Source organism: Pedobacter miscanthi (genome assembly GCF_032678605.1).
GTDB classification, from domain to species: Bacteria; Bacteroidota; Bacteroidia; order Sphingobacteriales; family Sphingobacteriaceae; genus Pedobacter; species Pedobacter miscanthi_A.
Window position 1 is genome coordinate 39,671 of record NZ_JAVTSU010000024.1, and the last position, 21,861, is coordinate 61,531.

The 21,861-nt window shown below is 39.4% G+C and carries 14 protein-coding genes; 12 read left to right on the forward strand and 2 right to left on the reverse strand.

All coding sequences use genetic code 11. The annotated features are described in order from the left end of the window. Positions 1-10 precede the first annotated feature (10 nt). Complete coding sequence (locus tag R2R28_RS25660; RefSeq protein ID WP_316828509.1) at positions 11-1,879, reverse strand: histidine kinase; 1,869 nt, start codon at positions 1,877-1,879, stop codon at positions 11-13. A 522-nt stretch (positions 1,880-2,401) separates the two neighbouring features. Between R2R28_RS25660 and R2R28_RS25665 the strand changes: the two genes are divergently transcribed. The 7 genes from R2R28_RS25665 to R2R28_RS25695 all read left to right on the forward strand — a co-directional run bounded on the left by R2R28_RS25665 (position 2,402) and on the right by R2R28_RS25695 (position 11,418). Next, positions 2,402-2,632 (forward strand): hypothetical protein, encoded by a 231-nt coding sequence (locus R2R28_RS25665; protein ID WP_316828510.1) that lies wholly within the window; start codon positions 2,402-2,404, stop codon positions 2,630-2,632. Positions 2,633-2,739: 107 nt separating this feature from the next. Further along, complete coding sequence (locus R2R28_RS25670) at positions 2,740-2,979, forward strand: TIGR04139 family peptide modification target (protein ID WP_316828511.1); 240 nt, start codon at positions 2,740-2,742, stop codon at positions 2,977-2,979. A 136-nt stretch (positions 2,980-3,115) separates the two neighbouring features. Then, positions 3,116-4,018, forward strand: coding sequence for a grasp-with-spasm system ATP-grasp peptide maturase (gene gwsG / locus R2R28_RS25675; RefSeq protein WP_316828512.1), 903 nt, complete (start codon positions 3,116-3,118; stop codon positions 4,016-4,018). Positions 4,019-4,190: 172 nt separating this feature from the next. Continuing rightward, positions 4,191-5,267 (forward strand): grasp-with-spasm system SPASM domain peptide maturase, encoded by a 1,077-nt coding sequence (gene gwsS, locus R2R28_RS25680; RefSeq protein WP_316828513.1) that lies wholly within the window; start codon positions 4,191-4,193, stop codon positions 5,265-5,267. A 6-nt stretch (positions 5,268-5,273) separates the two neighbouring features. Further along, the gene (locus R2R28_RS25685; RefSeq protein WP_316828514.1) at positions 5,274-7,472 is read left to right on the forward strand and encodes a peptidase domain-containing ABC transporter; all 2,199 of its coding nucleotides are present in this window, start codon (positions 5,274-5,276) and stop codon (positions 7,470-7,472) included. Next, on the forward strand, positions 7,462-8,769 hold the full coding sequence (locus tag R2R28_RS25690; protein WP_316828515.1) for an HlyD family secretion protein: 1,308 nt from the start codon (positions 7,462-7,464) through the stop codon (positions 8,767-8,769). Before R2R28_RS25685 ends, R2R28_RS25690 begins: the two co-directional genes overlap by 11 nt. A 231-nt stretch (positions 8,770-9,000) precedes the next feature. Beyond that, positions 9,001-11,418, forward strand: a complete 2,418-nt coding sequence (locus R2R28_RS25695; protein ID WP_316828516.1) for an outer membrane beta-barrel protein — start codon at positions 9,001-9,003, stop codon at positions 11,416-11,418. Positions 11,419-11,458: 40 nt separating this feature from the next. Here the strand turns inward: R2R28_RS25695 and R2R28_RS25700 are convergent, their stop codons facing one another. Continuing rightward, entirely contained in the window at positions 11,459-12,526 is a 1,068-nt protein-coding gene (locus R2R28_RS25700) for a DUF6588 family protein (protein ID WP_316828517.1), read from the reverse strand. A gap of 137 nt (positions 12,527-12,663) precedes the next feature. On the opposite strand from R2R28_RS25700, the gene R2R28_RS25705 reads away from it, so the two are divergent. From R2R28_RS25705 to R2R28_RS25725, 5 genes are all read left to right on the forward strand, one after another. Beyond that, positions 12,664-13,461, forward strand: a complete 798-nt coding sequence (locus R2R28_RS25705; RefSeq protein ID WP_316828518.1) for a helix-turn-helix domain-containing protein — start codon at positions 12,664-12,666, stop codon at positions 13,459-13,461. A gap of 66 nt (positions 13,462-13,527) precedes the next feature. Next, complete coding sequence (locus tag R2R28_RS25710; protein WP_316828519.1) at positions 13,528-14,016, forward strand: DUF6265 family protein; 489 nt, start codon at positions 13,528-13,530, stop codon at positions 14,014-14,016. A 311-nt stretch (positions 14,017-14,327) separates the two neighbouring features. Then, positions 14,328-16,049: an ATP-binding protein gene (locus R2R28_RS25715; protein ID WP_316828520.1), complete on the forward strand. Its 1,722-nt coding sequence runs from the start codon at positions 14,328-14,330 to the stop codon at positions 16,047-16,049. 1,324 nt (positions 16,050-17,373) lie between these two features. Then, positions 17,374-18,759, forward strand: a complete 1,386-nt coding sequence (locus tag R2R28_RS25720) for an IPT/TIG domain-containing protein (RefSeq protein ID WP_316828521.1) — start codon at positions 17,374-17,376, stop codon at positions 18,757-18,759. 21 nt (positions 18,760-18,780) lie between these two features. After that, complete coding sequence (locus tag R2R28_RS25725; RefSeq protein ID WP_316828522.1) at positions 18,781-21,861, forward strand: TonB-dependent receptor; 3,081 nt, start codon at positions 18,781-18,783, stop codon at positions 21,859-21,861.

Below are 21,861 nucleotides of genomic sequence, written 5' to 3' on the forward strand. Positions count from 1 at the left end.
TGCAACGTAATTAATCATTTATAATCGGTATCAGTATTTTAACAGTTACACCTGTAGCCCTGTTACCTCCTTTATCTTTTACTGTAAACTCAGCTTGTTGTCTGTTAGCCGTAAAAAGCAGGTCAATCCTTTCTTTTAAAATTACCTGGGCAAGCGATTGTTTCTTTGGGTTTTCGTTAGGTTTTGCGCCTAGTCCACTTCCGTTATCATCTATTTCGATTGCCAGCAAATCGTCTTTAATTTTGAAAGATATGGCTAGTAAGCCCTTATACGCTATATTTCTAAAACCATGTTCAATGGCATTTTCTACAAAGGGCTGAACAAGCATGGGCGGAATTAGCGTATCGTTTAGATTCAATTCATCGTCAACTATAATTTTATAGTCGAAAATATCGGCATAACGCATTTGCTGCAATCGGAGATAATTGTTTAGCGAAGCAATTTCTTCGTCAATTTCGATAAAATCTTTTCTGTTTTGCTCCAGTGTACTGCGCAATAACTCCGAAAAAGATCTGAGGTAACACACAGACTTCTCAGTATATCCCGAGGCAATCAGACTTTGTAAATTTGCAATGGCATTGAAGATAAAATGTGGATTTAATTGCGCCTGCAGCATTTTCTGTTCTACGTTTAACCGCTGGTTTTCTGATTTAAGCAGTTTGTTTTTCGCTCTTAAACGCTGCTGACGGTAGAAAGTATAAAAGAAAGAAACTAAACCCAAAAAAATAAACATAGCTAAAAAAAGTGTCCAGCGTTGCTGCTTAATAATGGTTTCGTTCAGTTTATTACGGCCATTTAATACTGCAATATTCCGGTCTTTTTTTTCTGTTTCATATTTTTCATGTATTTCCGCCACCTTAACGGCTTCTATTGCCTGATAATTGCGTAACTCAATAGAATAGGCAGAATCTGCTGCTTCAAGGGCATGTTTATAATCTCCCTTCATTTTATAAGCGTCACGCAGGCCATTATAATAAATATCTTTTTGCTTACCTGGCGTCGAAAGTTTGTCTAATACATTCCCTTCTTTAAAATATTTGATGGCAGAATCGGGCTGATGATCCTGATAAAATGCCGTTGCGAGGTTATTGTAAGCAATATCGTTCAGGTTATTGATCTTTTTAAGGTAATTGAAATAGATTTTACTACAGCTTAGCGCTTTGGCCGTTTGCAATTGTTTGCTGTAAATCTGTGCCTCGTTATCGTAGGTACGGGCTATAGCCATGCTATCTCCAACCTGTTGGGCCAGTTTTCGGGCCTGGGTATTATAAAATGCCATCTTCTTAAAATCGTACAACCTGAATGCGAGCAGAAACGAAATGTCGAAATAGCGCTGTTTAATTGCCGGATGTGTTTTAAAAGGATGATTTTTGAAGTAAATAGCAGAATATTCGATTGATTTTTTTTCGTTATCGTTTTGAAAATAAGCCTGCGCCACTAAATCATAAAAGCGGTAGGTTAAACGGCTGTGTACCTGCTCTGCTTTTTCTAATGCAGTAAAAATCTGACTCATCAATGCAGATTCTACCATCGATCCGCTTGCCATTTTTCGCGTTAAAATGGCATCTGTTTTTAGAAACTCAATTTCATCATTTGGCTTTTCGCCTTTCATCTTCTCATATTCCGCTACAGCGCTGTCCCTTTTTTTTGCATAATTGTATTTTTTTGCCTTAAAATAATGATAATAGGGATTTGATTCCTTATCGGGGTTTTGGCTTAATAAGCTTTCTTCCGAATAGATTATCTTTTTTACCCGCGCTGAGGATAAGGTATCGAAAGATATAATAAGGGATAAATAATCTGTTTGTATAACTGGCTTTATAACAGACTTTGCTTCTGTTTTATTGCTGTTTTCCTTATTCCTGCAGGATGAAATCATCAGAAAACTGCAAATTGAGCAAAGGATAACTAAAGTTCTGACGCTGGGATTCCTCATTAACTGAATTGCTTTTAATTAATCCTTAAAAGTATAAATAGTAACCTCCAAAAAAAACAGCAGGTAAATATCTGTTGGGTTTCATTCTATATCTGCATGGATTGAGCATTTATCTGAAAACAGAACCAGGAGTATTAAAGTCTAACCCGAAGAGTAATGTTGTGAGGTTAAGTATAAGTATGGTCTGCCTAAGCCCATCCAACACCTTATAGTCGAAAATAAAAAGCGTTGCCTGATGGGCCAACAAGACCCACAGTTCATTATTATCCCAAATTGTTAAGTCTGAATGCCTCCACTCAGCTAACCATTTTACGAATATGTGTGCAACATTAACGAAAAGATGCTCAAACCCATCGCATATCAACTGGGCCTTGTAATCCCTTCGGTTTGTATCGAATTTTAAATTAACAAAGCCCAAACGCCAGGGTATGTTGGCGAGTTTACCTAATCAATTAAAAATTAAAAATGAAAAATTTAAAAGGGATGAAGAAGGGCCTTTCTTCATTAGAAAACAAAAAACTCCGGGATTTAAGCACTATACAAGGTGGCTTATATCTTATCAGATCAAATTTTGCCTGTCCAAGCCAATACCCGAGTGAAGCTGTCGAATACGACTCATACGAAAGCAATGGTGGCAAGTATATTGGAAGAACATGCCAACAGGCTGCCTCAGGATCTGATATAGGAAACGCCTAGCGGAACCAATTGGCACAGCCAAAAAAACGGAAGGCTTCGATTCCGAAAAAACACATTAAACCCAAACAAAAGCATTTGGGATTTTACTTACAATTAAAACCAATAAAATGAAAAATTTAAAAGGAACAAAAAAAGATTTCTCTTCTCTTGAGAACAAAAAACTTACTGATCTGTCGGCAATCAATGGAGGTAGGCTGTTAGGCGGCTATACTTCTATTCAATCTAATGTCTTCGTTGGAGAGGGATGTGTAGAATATGACCACTATTCGGGCGAAAATGGTACGGGTGGATATCTTTACAGGGAGATCCGCCATCTTGCACCTGGAGAACCAGTTCATAATTACTAGAATCTGTGTAAATGTAATTTCGCCGATCTATTCAGGCAAAAATTCCATTTAATCACGGTCATTAAAAAAAGGTATGGGTTGCCTTCCTTTAATTGGGCGCCCATATCAAAAACATTCACGGCTTAAGAAAATAAAGATGATTCTAATTATATCCAGGAAGCAGGAAACGACCACTAATGAAGTTATAAAATGGCTTTTAGCAATGGACAAAAAATTCATCCGGGTGCATGAAGATGAAGTGTTTGAGATAAAAGCGAAAGAAAAACGCATCTATATTGAAAGCCAGAGAAACTGTTTTTACATCGATGAAATAAACAGCGTTTGGTACAGAAGAGGCGGATTAAAATTTAAAAATTTCCAATATGATAACCCGTCTGTAGATATCCACATGCAGGAGCACCAACATTGGCTGCAGGATTATGTAATTAAAAAAATTGAATCTAAAAAACACATCAATAAGCAAAGTAACACTGCAGTAAATAAGCTGTTGGTATTAGCGCAGGCAAAAACAGTAGGACTGGACGTGCCGGCGTATTATTTGGCTGAAAATACGGCTGACGTGGTTTTGGATAAGACAATTATCAAGCCCTTAACCGGAAACATCACCATAAATAGTTACAAAGATTATGCAGAAAGTATTATGTACACCAACGTAATAGACCATAAAGAAGAAGATGGTTTTTTTGTCACATTTTTTCAGGAAAAAATTGAGAAGGATTTCGAAATCAGGAGCTTTTATCTGAACGGGAAGTTCTTTTCTACAGCAATAATGTCGCAAAGTGATGAGCAAACCAAAACCGATTTCAGAAAGTACAATCTCGCAAAGCCTAACCGAAATGTGAGATACAATCTTCCAGTTGAAATTGAAGAGAAAGCGCATCAATTAATGGTGTTACTGGATGTAAACTGTGGCTCAATAGATTTTATGAAAAGCGGAGATAAATTTTATTTTTTAGAGGTAAATACCGTTGGCCAATTTTTAGGGGTTACATCCATTTGTAATTATGCAGCAGATAAAGCTATAGCCGAATATTTATGAGATACCAGATCGAAGAAAAAAATAAGTTGCCGCTAACATTCAAATTTGTGGATGAATACAGGGGTGAAAAAATTAATCAAAAAAGTAACGATGTGCTTTACGGTACATGCGAGCGCTGTAAAACAAACTTTCTTATGCTCGTAAAACCATATAAGCCAATTAGCAGATTGTTATGAGGTACTTTAATTTATTTAGTGATATTTTGATCACAAAAGGCGTTAACAGAATCCTGATTTCCGATTTACAGCGAAACAATTCTGAGTTGCAGTCTTTAGAATTGAATAACATTATTGAAGAGTTGCAAGCCAACTCTATTGAAGAAGTATTTGCTTTTTATGATGAAGAATCAAAAGAAATTGTACAGGAATATCTAAACTTTTTATTGGAAAAAGAGTACGGTTTTATTACCGAAAATAATTGGGATGAAAATTTTCCGCCACTATCCCTGGCATTTAGCGACGCCAGCACAATTTCCAATATGTTTATTGAAACTGCTGATTTATTGCTATCGCCACAGCTGTTGCAATCTATAGAAAATTTAGGAATAAGACATTTGGTCGTTTATTGTGAAAGTGAACTTTCGTTAATATCTTTTTTAACCTTAGAGGATGCATTGAACGAGTCATGTTTAGAAAGCATTGAGATTTTCTCTCCATACCATTTGGGGGTTGATGATGGTTTTATAAAAACCCTGAATGAAAAATGTACAAGAATTTACAGTTTGATCTTTCATAAATGCGATAAAGCTCCATTTGAGGTTGTGGGTACTTTCAAATTTAACCTGGTTTTTACCAGTCAAGATCTAAAAATCAACTCTTGCGGAAAAGTAGACTTCAAATATTTTGATACAAACCTGATGAAGGTTTTAGAAGCCGTTAATCATAATTCTTGCCTTAATAAAAAAATAGGGATTGATATCAATGGCAATATCAAAAACTGTCCGGCAATGCCTCAGGTTTTCGGCAACATCAATAATATTTCTTTAGAAGATGTACTAAATGTTAAAGAATTTAAGGCTTACTGGAACATCACCAAAAATGATATTATGGTTTGCAAGGATTGTGAGTTTAGAAATGTATGTACAGATTGTAGGGCATTTACAGAACGTACACATACAAACCACGCAGGTTTAGATATATCCAAACCGCTAAAATGTGGCTACAATCCCTCTACAAATAAATGGGAAGAATGGAGCACAAATCCACTTAAACAAAAAGCAATACAACATTACGGTTTGCAACAAAGGTAAAGGCACATGAAGCTTAAAAAATTTCCATTTTATAAACAACCCGATGGTAAAGATTGCGGACCAACCTGCCTGCGCATTATAGCCAAACACTATAACAAAAGCATTGCGTTACCCCAAATCAGAACCCTTTCCGAAACCACCAGAGAAGGGAGTGGCTTGCTTGGCCTTAGTAATGCAGCAGAGGCTTTAGGTTTTAGAACATTGGGTGTTAAAATAAATTTCAATACCCTGTTGACTGATGCACCATTGCCCTGCATTGTACACTGGAATAAAAACCACTATGTGGTAGTTTATAAAACCGACAAGGCTGGTAAGGTTTATGTTTCAGATCCGGGTTATGGCTTAATTACCTATTCCAAAGCCGAATTTATAAAATACTGGATCGGCGAAAATGCCCACGAAAATACAGAAGAAGGTATTGCCCTTATTTTAGAAACAAGCCCTGCATTTTACACCAGTGATTTCGAAGAAACAGAAAAGAAAACAAGCTTCTCTTTCCTCTTCAGGTATTTACTAAAATATAAATCACTTGTGATCCAGCTGGCAGTTGGCTTACTGGCCGGAAGTTTATTATCGCTTATTTTTCCCTTCCTTACCCAAAGTATTGTTGATGTAGGCATACAAAACCAGGACATTAACTTTATCTATCTGGTTTTGCTGGCCCAGGTGATGCTTTTTATCGGTAAAATGGGCATCGAAATAATTAGGAGCTGGATTTTGCTACACCTCTCTACCCGGATTAACATTTCAATCATTTCCGACTTTTTTATTAAGCTGATGAAACTTCCGATCAGTTTCTTTGATACACGGATGACTGGTGATATTATGCAGCGGATAAACGATCACCACCGGATAGAACAATTGCTAACCAGCTCCTCGCTCAATACCCTCTTCTCGATGGTAAACCTGCTTATTTTTAGCATTATACTCCTCATTTACGATTACCGCTTATTTATCGTATACCTGCTGGGCGCGCTTTTGTATGTAGGGTGGATTGTTTTTTTTCTTAAAAGAAGAAAAGAACTCGATTATAAGATGTTTGCTCAGGTTGCACAGGAGCAGAGCACGGTGATAGAACTGATTAATGGCATGCAGGAAATAAAAATGCATAATGCCGAAAAACAAAAGCGATGGGGCTGGGAATTTTTACAGGTAAAGTTATTTAAGATAAAAATAAAGGCACTTTCGTTAGAGCAGTGGCAATCTGTGGGTGGTGGTTTTATTAATCAGATAAAAGATATCCTGGTGAGTTTCCTTGCTGCAAAACTAGTTTTGAGTGGCAACCTTACCCTGGGTATGATGCTTTCGGTACAATATATCATTGGCCAGTTAAACAGTCCCTTAATGCAACTCATAGATTTTATTAAACAAACACAGGATGCCAGAATTTCGTTGGAAAGACTGGGTGAAATTCACGATAAAGAAAACGAAGAAGGTAGTGATGAACAATACGCCACTGAAATTGCTCAAAAAGATATTGAATTGAATCATGTATCATTCAGATATACCGGTTCGGACGCATTTGTTTTTCAGGATTTAAACCTGGTTATACCTTTTCAGAAAACCACCGCTATTGTTGGCGCAAGCGGGAGCGGAAAAACCACCTTATTAAAACTGCTGACGAAATTTTACGAACCCGATAAAGGTGAAATCAAAATTGGCAGTACCGACATGAAAAATATCTCACCACGGTTTTGGCGCGACCACTGCGGAGTGGTGATGCAGGAGAGTTATGTATTTAACGATACCATTGCCAATAACATCGCCATTGGCGATGATACAGTAGACAAGCAAAAACTGCGAAAGGCTGTAGAAATTGCCAACATACAGGAGTTTATAGAAAGTTTGCCCTTAAACTATAACACAAAAATCGGCAATGAGGGCATAGGCATAAGTGGTGGCCAAAAGCAAAGGTTATTTATTGCCAGGGCCGTTTACAAATCGCCTGAATATATCTTTTTTGATGAGGCTACCAGCGCATTAGATGCCAATAACGAAAAGGTAATTATCGAAAACCTCGAAGCGTTTTTTAAGGGAAAAACCGCAGTAGTAATTGCCCACAGGTTATCGACGGTTAAACATGCCGATAAAATTATCGTTCTCGATAAAGGATTGGTGGTTGAAGAAGGTAATCATGAACAATTGGTTGCAAAAAGAGGCGAATATTATAAACTGATTAAAAACCAGCTCGAACTTGGAAACTAAAAAAGATATATTGGATGAGGTATCGCTTCGTTCCGAAGCTGTGCAGGATGTTTTGGCAGAACCGCCACACTGGATGTTCCGTTGGGGTAATGTTGTTATGCTGGCCATCATTTTAATGATTTTATTAATGAGTTATTTTATTAAATATCCGGAATTTGTACCCGCAACCATTATCGTTACCTCACAAAATCCTCCCGAAAAACTACAAATCAGAACAGACTCCAGAATTGAAAAAATATTCATTAAAGATTATCAAAAAGTAAAAAAAGACCAGATATTAATGGTTTTACAGTCTACGGCAAATTATACTGATATGCTGGAGTTCAAGAAACTGATTGATTCTATCCCTTCCGGTCAATTGGTTTCATTTCCTTTGGATAAAATCTCCAGGTTTAAATTAGGAGAGTTGCAAAGCGATTACAATAGTTTCGCAAAGGCATTTCAGGATGAAAAACTGTTCGACAGGCTTAAACCTTATGCGCCCGAAAACATAGCCACAGCACAAAATCTGGTCGCAAATAAAAGCAGAGTAGTTGCCTTAAAACGACAAAAAACATTTGAACTTTCTAAATATGAACTGGTCAAAAAAAATTACCAGCGTGCCTGGCAGCTTCTTGATAAAAAAGTAATTTCCACTTTTGAGTTTGAAAATGAAAAAATCAAATTTTTACAGGCGCAACAAAGTTTAGAAAGTATAGATATCTCACTATCCCAAACAGAAGAAGCCATTTCCAATCTCCATAAAACAAGTAGTGGTGCAACAATAAATGCTGAGAAAGACAAAATCAGTTATGCTTCGCAAACCTTGCAGTTACTCGAGCAATTAAGGCGCTCGCTCAGGGCCTGGGAGCAAAATTACCTGGTGGTTTCTTCAACAGAAGGCCTTGCCAGTTTTCAACAATTTTACGGTGAAAACCAATTTGTAAAAAGGGGAGATCCCATTTTATCCATTTTGCCCACGTATAAAAAAGCATTGATTGGAAGGTTGTCTGTTGCAGCCGTTAATTCAGGGAAAATTGCCAAAGGAGAAAAAGTGCTGATTAAACTGGATAATTACCGCTATCAGGAATATGGTATTATAGAGGGAAGAGTGCAAAACATATCTTTTACCCCTGATGAAAAAGGAAATTATTATGTTGATGTAACGCTGCCAAAAGGCTTGGAAACTTCTTATCATAAAATGCTTCCATTTGATAAAGAACTTAAAGGTAATGCTGAAATTGTAACGCATGATTTAAGGTTAATTGAACGGTTTTTCTATCAGATTAGAAAACTTTCGGGTTACCAAACGGAGTAGAGAGACCTTAAGGATTGAAATTTCGCAATGTCATCAAGGTTTAGGGCATGTATTTTCAACGAAAGGTAATTTCATTCTCGCCAATGGAAAAGTGAATACAATCATGAATTTATTTTATTGATTTTTAATGTGTTCGCGTTAATTTTTTCGAACAGATGCAACATTATTTAAATTTCTGCATCTAGTATGCAGCAGCTTAGAATAAGCTGTGTACCGGAAAAAAAACTTTTTATGAGCAGATCCTTTTTGATAATTTTAATGGTCATTCAGTGCTTTTTAGCCCTAAATACCTTACAGGCGCAGGAAAACAAACGCCAGGTGAGCGGCGTGATCGTAGATAGCCTGACCCAAAAACCAGGGGAATATTTTACCGTTGCCATTAAAAAAGATTCCCTCGTTATTAAGAGCATGGTATCAGATGCGCAGGGAAAATTCGCCTTTACCGGAATCAGCGAAGGGCAATATAAACTCATTATAGGATCACTGGGTTACCGGTCAAAACAGCTTGTTATAAAAGTGACAGCTAATCACGATCTGGGCAAAATAAATATGGCACCTGCTGGCAACGAATTGGACGAAGTATCGGTTGCCGGAAGCAAACCGCTGATTAAACAAGAATCAGACCGCATTGTTTATGATATTCAGGGAGATCCGGAAAGCAAAGTGCTCTCAGTGATTGATATGATGCGTAAAGTGCCATTGCTATCGGTTGATGCAGATGATAATGTAAAACTGAAAGGAACGGGCAATTACCGCATCCTGATTAATGGCAAACCATCAGGCATTTTAACCCGCGATCCTAAAGAATACCTGAAAAGCATGCCCGCTGCTGGCGTACAAAAAATAGAGGTAATTACCACTCCGCCATCCAAATATGAAAGCGAGGGTTTATCTGGCATTATCAACATCATCACTTCACGAAAGATGGACAATGGCTACAATGGAAATGTAAATGCACGTTACCAGTTTCCCGGCGGTCCGAGTGGAAACATGAACTTTACCGTAAAACAGGGTAAGTTTGGGGCAAATTTCTATGGCGGAACCGGTGTATGGCAGGTGGAGGGCATCAAAATGAGCGATATCAGAAATAGCCGGAATACGGCAGTTCCTTCCAGCCTTAATTCACTTGGTTTTCAGAAAATAGATAATAAATGGCGTTGGGGAGGTGGAGAGCTAAGTTATGAAATTGATTCCCTGAACCTGATTACGGTAGAGGTAAACCCCTATGGCGGTTATAACCAGCAAGACCTTAACCAGCATTTTGATCTCCGTGATGGAGCCGTATTATCTGCTTACGATATGGACAGCCGGACCAGATATGAGTGGGGAGGCACCGATTATACCTTTAATTATCAAAAAAGTTTCAGCGATAAAAAAGAACATCTTTTAACGTTTTCTTATAAGTTTTTCAATAGTTCGGAGCCACAAAATAACGATGTGATGTTTAGCAATAGAATAAACTTTACCGGTTTAAATTACAGACAGGATAATACCAGTAAATCCAGAGAGCAAACCATTCAGGTTGATTATGTAAACCCATTTAAAAAATTAACGGTTGAAGCCGGCGTAAAAGCAATTTTAAGAAATGGGGAAAGCAATTTTCAGTACCTGAACTATATCCCTGCACAAAACGATTACCAGATAGACCCTACGCAGAGCAATGTTTATGGAAATGACCAGAATATTTTTGGAGTTTACAACACTTATACGTTAAAGCTTAAAGACTGGACTTTTAAGGGCGGTGCGCGGCTGGAGGGGACTTATGTAACCGGTAACTTTGAAAGTACCAATACCACCGTAAAAACCGATTATTTTAACCTGATTCCTTCCATTTCTCTTAACAGGACCCTGAAAAATAGCCAAAGCCTGAGCCTCGGCTTTACCCAGCGGATCCAGCGTCCGGGGATTTGGGATTTGAATCCATTTGTAGATAAATCAAAACCAAATTTCGAATATTTTGGGAATCCTAACCTTAAAGCCACACTGAGTAATAATTTCGAGTTAACCTACAGCAATTTCAAAAAAGGATCACTCAATTTAAGTTTGAGTTATAATTTTGCCAACAATACCCAGCAGCAGGTGTTTGAATACCTGGCTGATCAGAACCTCACCAGGGTAACTTCATTTAACATTGGTAAAAGCAGGTTAATGGGAACAAATGCCAATTTTAATTATCCCATTACGGCCAAATGGAACCTTAATGTAAGTGCAAACCTCAACTACATCTGGCTGGAAGGAATCATTAATGGTACGCTCGCGAAAAATAATGGCCTAACCGGTTATTCGAGCTTCACCACCAGTTATAAATTCGAAAAAACCTGGAAAACCAGCCTGTCATTTAACTATGGTGCACCTGATGTGATGTTGCAAGGCCAATCGAATAGTTATTATTACCTGGGATTTAGCGGGAGTAAAGACATTATTAAAGATAAACTGACTTTTTCTGCCATGGTTGCCAACCCTTTCCAAAAGTTCAGGGCTTACAGAAGTTATACCGAAGGTGTAAACTTTACACAGGAACGTATCCGCGAAAATCCCTTCAGGCGCATTAGCTTCGGACTTAACTGGAAATTTGGAAAACTTAAAGGTTCCATCAAAAAAAATGAGCGGAGCATCAATAACGATGATACCAAAAAAACATCCAATTAACTATTAATTTGGTCATCACAGCGGTGAGCTGGTTTGTGGTTTAAAAACCAAGGCCCAGCCCACCGGTTAACATACCATATCCACCCGAAAAACCATAAGAAGCATATATCCGGATAACGGGCAGTTTAACCTGAAAACCTACATCACCACGAAAAGTTCTCAGGTAGGTTCTTTCCAGTCCAAAAGGATTTGAATAAGTAATGTACGCAATCTGGTTATCCCTTATGCTGTTTACAATCGGGAAATTACCCTTCAATGCAAGCCTTGCTCCCGATATGCTATAACCAATGGATAAAAATGGGGTAAAAACAGAAAATTGTTTAGAGATGGTGGCCTGCAGCAGGTAATTATCAAACCTCGCAAATACCTCCTGATTGGTGAAATCAGCAATTTGCTGTTCATTTTCAGGTATCATTTCCGGCAAAGGGTGCAAATCAAGCGGCCTGCTATATTTTAAGGTATTGTAACCCAATAGCAACGACAGATCAAATGGTGTTTTCTTAATTTCTTTCGGGATAAAATCCCTCACCAGGTTATGCTTTATACCAATACCAAAAAGCGAGATAGCCCCAAAATGCTCACCTAAACGGATTTTCGGTGCTGCCCTGAGCATAATTTCTGTATTGCCAAAAAAGCCCGCAGTAAGCTGAAGCTGCGGTGTGGGGATAAAACGGCCAATTATTGCTTTAGGAAGCTCAAAAGCAATCAGTTTATTCCCGTTTCCGTCAAAAAGATCCATCCAGGGGCCATTGTTCCTGGTATCGCCGGTAAAGGTTGGCGAAATAACTTTAGAGGGATCTGATGGGCGAAGGTTACTCGATAGTTCTATTTGTGTAACATCAAAAGATTGTTTGGAAGAAGGAACGAGCGAACCCGTGCCAATTACACGAAGATCAAAATGGAGGGGCCCGAGTGTTTGGGCAGTATTGCTCCAGCCGCTATTCATCCCAAGGCCAAAACCATATAAGAGCGGGCGCGAATAGGCATCTACAAGCCGCTCCGCATCTGCAGGCCCCGACCTGATCAATTGCTCAAAATTGAACTGTGCCTTCAGGTTCTGGGAAAACAATAGGATAAACCCCAGAACAACGATTGGTAATTTTCTCATGATAAACGATGGGTATTCATTTCTACCTGCCTCATTGAAACCCACATCTACGCAAAAATGTTTGCCGGTAAGAAAGGGAATCGCCTGATTGGGTTGATACAGAATTATATTATATTTACGTTTCAGTTATTCGCCTCATGAAATTCACCAGGATCGCTCCTCATCCAAACCTCGAAAAATTTATAGAATGTTACTGGATGATGCAGAGCGATGACGCCACACCACACCTCGAAAAAATTATTCCTGATGGCTTTACAGAACTTATTTTTAATTATGGCCAAGTTTACAGGGCAAAAATAAACGGTTCGTGGTATACACAAACGCCAAACCTGCTTGCGGGGCAAATCGACAACTACTTTTACCTGGAGAATACAGGCAAAACAGGCTCATTTGCCATCAAACTTAAACCGGCGGCATTAACACAATTTTTTGGCCTCAATATGGAAAATTACCTGAATCAGATCGTCGGTTTAGATAGCTTTCCCAATCCGCAACTGGCAGGGCTAAAAGATCATTTTCTCCCTTTTGAAAGTGAACAACAGCTTAAAGAGCGCCTCGACAACTATTTTCTGTTATTAAGTAATACCGCTACCAATAATCCATTAGAACAGGTACTCCAGCTTATTTTTAATTCAAACGGAAAGGCAAGCATTAAAGAACTTTGTAAGGCAGGAGAAATGAGCGAACGCCGGTTGCAAAGGCTTTTTAAACGCTATATCGGCCTTTCCCCAAAATATTATGCAAGAATTATCCGCTTTAATTACATTTTTCAGCTGATTAAGGCGGAAAAACAAAGCTGGGCAGAAATTGTCTACGAATCAGGTTATTACGATCAATCGCATTTTATCCGCAATTTTAAGGCTTTTACCGGAGAAGATCCATCCACCTATTTTTTTGAAGCACCCAATATGGCCAACTTCTTTCTTAATAAATAAATGCCTTTCATGTCGGTTTTGTACAATACCTTAGTGCTGGCCGGTTGTACTTTTGAAATAAAAAACATGAAAATTCAAAAACTTCGCTTAATCGCCGCTGTATTATTTATTCTGGGAAGCATTAATGTTGCCAGAGGACAGGAAAGCACCACGCAAAAATTTAAAAAACTAGAATGGCTGATTGGTCAATGGCAGCGCACCAATTCAAAACCCGGCCAGTCAGGTTACGAAAATTGGTCTAAAGTATCCGGCACCAAGTTGATCGGAAAAGGTGTAACCCTTAAAGCAAATGTGCCTGTTTTTATAGAACAGCTCGAATTGGGTATCAAAGGCGGCGATATTTTTTATACGGTTACCATTACCGGCGAGCCAAAACCTGTTGATTTTAAGCTTACATCTATTACTAAAGATGCCTTTGTTTGTGAGAACCCTGAACACGATTTCCCGAAAAAAATTGCTTATACCAGGATTGGCAAAACGGCTAAAGCTATTGTTTCAGGCAACGGACAAAGCTTAATCTATAATTTTACCCTTTCAGCAATAACTAAACCCTGATTGGAAATTTTATTGTTGTTTGATAATCAATTTTTTACCCTGTATTTGTTGGTTTTTAAGGTTGATGTCTTCCTGGATGATGTTACTACCTTTAGCTCTAAACCGTGTTTTTAAACAAATTATTAATTACTTTGTTATAGTAATTCATTTTTCTGTTTTTTATGCCCGTTTCCTTAACCGATAAGCAACTTCTGTCAATTTTAAACATGGGTGAAGAAGCGTTTGCCATTTATACCAGCGATAATATTGTTATAGAAGCTGCAAATGATGCAATGATCGCGTTTTAGGGAAAGTCCCGAAATATTATCGGTATGGCATTAGAAGATGCAGTTCCCGAATTAAGAGGGCAACCTTTTAAAAAAATGCTTCAACAGGTGTTACGGACAGGAATTGACAATAGGGGGGTAATTCCTGCTACAACAAAGGTTGATGGACATTTACAAACTTCCTATTACGAATATTGGTACCGGGCCATAAAGGATAGCGATGGCCAGCCTTATGCAATTATGCATACCGCAAAAGATGTAACCGATCAGTTAAACAATAAACAGGCACTGGAAGCCGCAGAAGTTGCTGCAGAAATACAAAGGGAGAGGCTTTATAGTTTTTTTATGCAAGCCCCGGCCGGTATTTGCATTTTTGATGGTCCGGAATTAACCTTCGAACTCGTAAACCCGCTTTATCAGGCTTTATTTCCTGGCCGGGAACTTTTGGGTAAAAAGGTATTGGATGCCATCCCTGAAATTAATGGACAGCCCGTTTGGGATATTCTGCAGCAGGTTTATGATACGGGCAATACCTTTGAAGGCAATAGTTTATTGATTCCACTGGCCAGAACTTCGGAAGGGGCGGTTGAGGAACGGTACTTTAATTTTATTTACCAGGCCCGCAAAGGTTTTGATGGTAAGGTAGATGGCATAATGGTTTTCGTGTTCGAAGTAACCGATATGGTAAATGTGCAACATGATCTGCAAAAAGCAGAAGGACTTATTACGCTGGCTATTGAAGCATCTGAAATCGGAATCTGGACAAAAGATCTGCTTACCGACCGTTTAATTATAACTCCGCGTACGAGGGCAATCCACGGCCTTCACGATAATCAGGAAATCACTTTAAGTCAGGCTACGCAGATGATTACCGACGAACATCGCGAAAGGGTAGAAAACAGCATCAGATATGCAATAGAAAACAAAGAAAGTTTTATGGAACAGTATTGGATACAACCGGTGGATGGAGGTAAAGCCCGCTGGTTGCGATCGAATGGTAAGGCTCATTATAACGAAAGTGGTGAGGCGCTGTATGTTTCTGGTACCATTGCCGACTTAACCGAACAAAAAGAAGATGACAACCGTAAGAATGATTTTATTGGTATGGTGAGTCATGAGCTCAAAACACCATTAACATCCCTTAATGCCATTATACAGCTTGCCCAATACAAACTAAAAGATTACCCTGATCAATTTCTTGCCGGGGCAATGGATAAAGCCGCCATCCAGGCTAAACGCATGAGTAATATGATTAATGGGTTTTTGAATATTTCCAGGCTGGAATCTGGAAAAATCCAATTGATCCTGACGCAGTTTAACCTTGAAACGCTTTTGGAGGAAGTAATTACCGAAACCAGGCTGATTGTGAGCACGCACCAGATAAAATTCGAGTTTACTGCTGCACTACAATTGTATGCTGACCGTGAGAAAATCGGGTCCGTTATTGCCAATTTATTAGGCAATGCAGTTAAATATTCGCCGGCAGGAACAGCGATTAGCATTAAGTGTGAAAAAGTGGATCAAAATGTCATTATTAGCGTAACTGATGAAGGCATGGGATTGAAAAAGCAAGATACTGAAAAAATATTCGACCGTTACTTCCGTGTCGAATCTAACGATACAAAAAATATTGCCGGCTTTGGTATCGGTTTATACCTGAGCGCAGAAATTATCCACCTTCATCAGGGTAAGATTTGGGTAGAAAGTGAGTTTGGTAAAGGATCTGTTTTTTATTTCAGCTTACCGCTTACACTTCAAACGGATTAAATTTAGCAGACGCTGCAATTCTTTGGTTATTTCTAAAAATCAGTCGAAATGACGATCCCACGCCCGCAAATTAACGCTCCGATGCATTTGGAATGCTAATCTCTACCATTAACTGATTCAATAACGTTGGCGTAATCACGAGGAACAGCCCATCCCGGTTTATGCTATCGTGTGGACACAATTAATTATAAAGATTCTTTTCCCGCGCTATGCCGCGGCGGCAAGGTAGTTTTTCACAGTTAATGTTGTTTTTAATGGTGTTCAAGAATGCTGCGCATTTTGGGGCGCCAATTACCCAAAGCGCTTTGTCAATCCGGCAATGTGGCTTCTCACCATCCCACGCTAGCCTAACGCCACAGATCCCAAATAACCTTTCCATTATCCTGTTCATACTAGTCGATTGAGTCTAATTTACAGTCTCTTATAATCAGTTAGCATGTGTTCTGTTTCGGAAATTTGAGACAAATCGACAAAAGGTTGAACAGATAATAAAAACAGGATTCCTTTACTTTGATTTCAATTAACCAAATAGCAAACCTTACTGCAAATTTCTTCAACCAGCAACACCATGCTTTTGCAGTGTCAATAATTTTTTATGAGAAGCAATTTACTTATTTCAGACGGATAATCCTCTACAGCTTATCCAGAACCAGTTAAAATCAGGGAACTTAAAACTAAATTTACATTATGCTCAATAAATACTTATCAGTTCTGCGTACATTCTTCGTATCAGTACAAAAATAATCCGTAATTGGTGCCGTAACAAATATCAAAAGCAGGCCACTTACTGGTATTGCTCTTAAGGTTTAATAGCGTTCAAGGTATTGCTGTTAATCCTAAAAGCATGGTTACGGATCAAGCTCATTCCAATCAAAACCTAAAATGAAATAGGAAAGCCCTAATGTTTCTGCTATTCATCCATATTAATGATGTTGCAAGCTATTATAAAAACGATTTAGGACGTATAAAAAGGCGTTTTAGGTTGCTTTACAGAGCATAATATTTCGGCAAAAAGCATATGCTTCAATTCAGAAGTTTGAGCGGCGTGTTATTCATCATGCCGAAAGCTACTGCTTTGCCCATTCCGAAAAGGATGTTGTTTGATGGCGTGCTGCTTAACCAATCCAACGGGATCACCACACAATTTTAATGTTGCCCTTACAAACAGGGAGAAGGCTAAATCCGGCTTAAGGAGACGCCATGGCCCGGAAATTTTAAAAATAACACCTTATTAAACAGTCCATATCGGTTTCCCCTGCACCATGAGCGGGTTAAACCAATTATCGTGTAACCCGGCCTCAGCCGGATTTAAAGCAATAGGTATATGAAAACAAAAAACAATGTTAAAACCAGGTCTCGGCAAATCCATTGGATGTTGCTCGGGTTGATTGTACTCTCTTTAACACATTGTAAACGGGAAAATTTACAGGAAGAGGTTGGTTATGATCCCTCCAGAGAAGTGGTGATTACAGATTTTTACCCCAAACAGGGTGGTGTAGGAAATAACCTGGTGATATATGGCGATAATTTCGGGAACGACATTTCTAAAATAATAGTCACCATCGGCGGAAAGACGGCCAAGGTTATCGGCCTCAAAAACAATAGCCTGTACTGCATCATTCCGGAAGAAGCTTACGATGGCGACATCAAAATCACCATCCTCGATGGCAATAAACAGCAACTTGCCCAGGCTGTATCAAAAGAAGTATTTTCTTATACAAGGAAACTATTGGTTTCTACTTTTTTAGGTAAATATTATCAGGTAGCCAGCAATTTTGAGGAAAAAGAAGGTCCATTTAACGATTGTGGTGCATTTAAAGGCATCACCTGGCTTACACTCGATCCTAAAAACCCAAACCGCCTCTATTTTTCAGGCGATGTGAACAGCTGCCGCCTCATCGATTTTGAGAAGAAATATGTAAGTTATTTCAGAACCGATCTCGATAGGGTATCCATCATCAACTGGAGGATTGATGGCAATCAGGATATGATTGTTTCCCACAACCATTCAAGCGACACCAAAAATGCCAACTACATTTTTACCCGCGAATCAAATTTCCTTCAAAAGAAAGCCATCGAGGTTTATGCCCGTGGGGTAAACGGTACCATGGTTCATCCGCAAAACGGGGAACTGTATTATTCGAGGTATAGAGCCGGTGATATCCGCAGGTACGATTTTAATACCAAAGAAGATAAACTGGTATTCTCCAATCCCTATAGTGCGGTAGCCGTTTACATGGTGATGCATCCTTCAGGAGATTATGCCTACCTGGTAGAATTTGAAAAACATTTCATTATGCGTACCGATTACGACCGCGTAACCAAAACTTTTAAAACGCCTTATACCATTTGTGGCGCTGCAGGTACCGCCGGTTATGCCGATGGCATTGGTACCAATGCCCGGTTAAATAGTCCGGTGCAGGGGGTATTTGTTAAAAATCCAGATTACGAAGCAGCAGGAGGAGATCAGTACGATTTCTATTTCTGCGATAAAGCAAACCACGCCATCCGCACTTTAACACCACAGGGAAGGGTAAGCACCTTTGCCGGAAGGGGAAATAACGGTACAAGCGGTTATGCCGATGGCGATTTACGTACCGAAGCCCGCTTTAATAATCCACAGGCCATTACTTATGATGAAACCAGGAAATGTTTTTACGTGGGTGATACCGGTAACTGGCTGATCCGCAAAATAGCTAAAGAAGAATAATTTATAAACATGCAAAATATAATGATGAAATTTATTTTACTAACATGCATGGTGTTGCTTGGCATTTCCTTTAATGTACTGGCGCAGGATGTAATTGTGAAAGGGGTGGTAACCGATGAAAAAAAACTGCCCGTTCCGGGTGTAAGCATAAGCGTGAGCAACCTGCCAGGCTTGGGCGCCATTACCGATGGAGATGGAAAATACAGCATAAAAATGCCTGCCTACCAAACCTTGGTGTTTAGTTATGTGGGTTACGAAAAGAAAGAAGTGCTGGTAAAGGAGCAGCGCATCGTAAATGTTACCTTAAAAGAATCGGATGCCAGTGTACTTAACGAGGTGGTGGTAACCGCTACAGGCTCCGAAAAAAAAATCGCCATTACAGGTGCCATTACAACCGTAAATGTAGAGCAGCTCAAGTCCAATCCTTCTACCTCCATGGCTGATGCATTGGCTGGCGTTGTTCCAGGCATTCAGGCCATGCAAACTTCAGGCCGGCCGGGCAGTATTTCCGAATTCTGGGTACGTAGTATTTCTACTTTTGGAGCCAGTAATGCCGCGCTGGTATTGATTGATGGTTTTGAGCGCGATATGAACGAAATCAACGTAGAAGATGTAGAATCCTTTTCGGTGTTAAAAGATGCTTCTGCCACAGCCATGTACGGTAGCAGGGGAGCTAACGGCGTAATTTTAATCAAAACCAAACGCGGTAAAGAAGGCAAAGTAAACATCAATGCCAAGGTAGAAGGTTTTTATAATACGCTTACCAAACTTCCGCAGTTTGTTGATGGATATACTTATGCATCGATGGCCAACGAAGCAAAAATTGTGAGAAACCAGGAACCTCTTTTTTCGCGTACGGAGCTTGAAGTACTACGTTTGGGCTTAGATCCTGATTTGTTTCCCAATGTAGATTGGATGGACGTGGTATTACGCGATGCCGCAAGAAGTCAGCGGAGCATCCTTAACCTGAGCGGTGGTGGAAAAACTGCTCGGTATTATTTATCGGGAAGTTACCAGAACCAGCAGGGAATGTACAAGGTAGATGATGCCCTGAAAGATTATAACACCAATGCCAGTTTTAACAAATATACTTATCGTTTAAGTGTAGATATGGACATTACCAAATCTACCTTGTTAACCGTAGGCGTATCAGGCTCATTACGCAAGCAAAACGATCCAGGGGTGGGTAGCGATGCGATATGGACCGCCCTGATGGGCTACAATGCCATTACCTCACCACTGCGGTACTCGGATGGAAAAATTCCTGCCAGCGATGATGGGGATAATAATCCAGATAATGATATGGACCGTTTTAATCCATGGGTGCAGGGTACCATGACCGGTTATAATGAAAGCTGGAGCAACAATATCCAAACCACGTTAAATTTAAACCAGGGGCTTGATTTCATTACCAAAGGCCTTCGTTTTGTGGGTCGTTTTGGTTACGATACCTATAACAACAACTATATCAGGCGTTATAAATTCCCTGAATTATGGAGTGCCAACCGTTACCGAAATACCGCAGGCGAGCTGGTGTTTAAACGGATAAAAGAAGAACAGAAAATGACACAATCTTCTGGTTCGGATGGGAACAAAAATGAGTTTTTCGAATGGGAAACGCATTATAACCGGAACATCGGTGCTCATAATTTCGGCGCTGTGATTAAATATACCCAGGCTTCCAAGGTTTTTACCCAAAACATCGGTACTGATCTTAAAAACGGAATTGCCCGCCGGAATCAGGGCTTTGCAGGCCGTGTTAACTATAACTGGAACTCACGTTATTATATCGATTATAATTTTGGTTATACCGGTTCCGAAAATTTTCATAAAGATTACAGATTCGGCTTTTTCCCAGCCATTTCGGGCGCCTGGAATGTGGGTGAGGAACCCATTATCAAAAAACTGGGTTGGGTAGATATGTTCAAAATCCGTTATTCGTATGGAAAAACAGGAAATGATAATTTAGGGAATATCAGGTTTCCTTACCTGTACAGTTTAGAGCAAATGGCTGCAGGAGGCTATAATTTCGGTGACTTTGACTCTTCAAACCAATGGACGGGGATCCGTTATTCTTCTGTAGCTTCTCCTAATGTAACCTGGGAGGTGGCAACCAAACAAGATTTGGGAATCGACTATTCATTGTTCCACGACAAGTTTAGCGGTGCGGTAGATTATTTCCGCGAACGCCGTGAAGGTATTTACATGAGCCGGAATTTTTTACCCGGATTTGTAGGGCTGGAAAATAATCCATCGGCCAATGTAGGCGAAGTAAAAGCACATGGATTTGATGGCAGTTTTACCTTTAAACAAAAGATCAATAATATCGATTTAACGCTACGTGGCAATGCGACCTATAGCAAAAACGAAATCATCGAAAGGGATGAAGAAAACACCATTTACGCTTATAAACTGCAGGAAGGGCACAGGGTAGACCAGGCTCGCGGGCTGATCGATTTAGGTCTTTTTAAAGATTATGATGATATCCGCAACAGTCCGAGGCAAAGCTTTGGAGACGTAATGCCCGGTGATATTAAATACAAGGATATTAATGGCGACGGGGTAATTGATGATAACGATATTGTAGCCATAGGTGCTACCACCAGGCCGAACCTTACTTATGGATTTGGAATGTCGGCAAGCTGGAAAGGCTTAGATATTAATGTGCATTTTCAAGGCATCGGAAAGTCGACTTATTTTATTAATGGTTCTTCTGTTTACATGTTTAGTTTGGGGCAGAACTGGGGAAATATCCTGAGTGAGGTGGCCAACAGTAACCGTTGGACTTTAGGTGCAAATGAAGACCCGAATGCAGCTTATCCACGTTTAACCTACGGACCAAATGCAAACAACTACCGCTCATCTACCTACTGGCTCAGAGATGGTTCTTATCTGCGTTTAAAAACACTGGATATTGGCTATTCTTTACCCAAAAGCCTGGTGAACAAGGCGCATCTTAATAACGTAAGGTTCTTTTTTATAGGTACCAACCTGTTCACATTCAGCAAATTTAAACTTTGGGACCCCGAGCTGGGTAGTTCAACTGGGAAAGTATATCCGTTGAGTAAAACATTATCATTAGGCGTATCAGTTAATTTATAA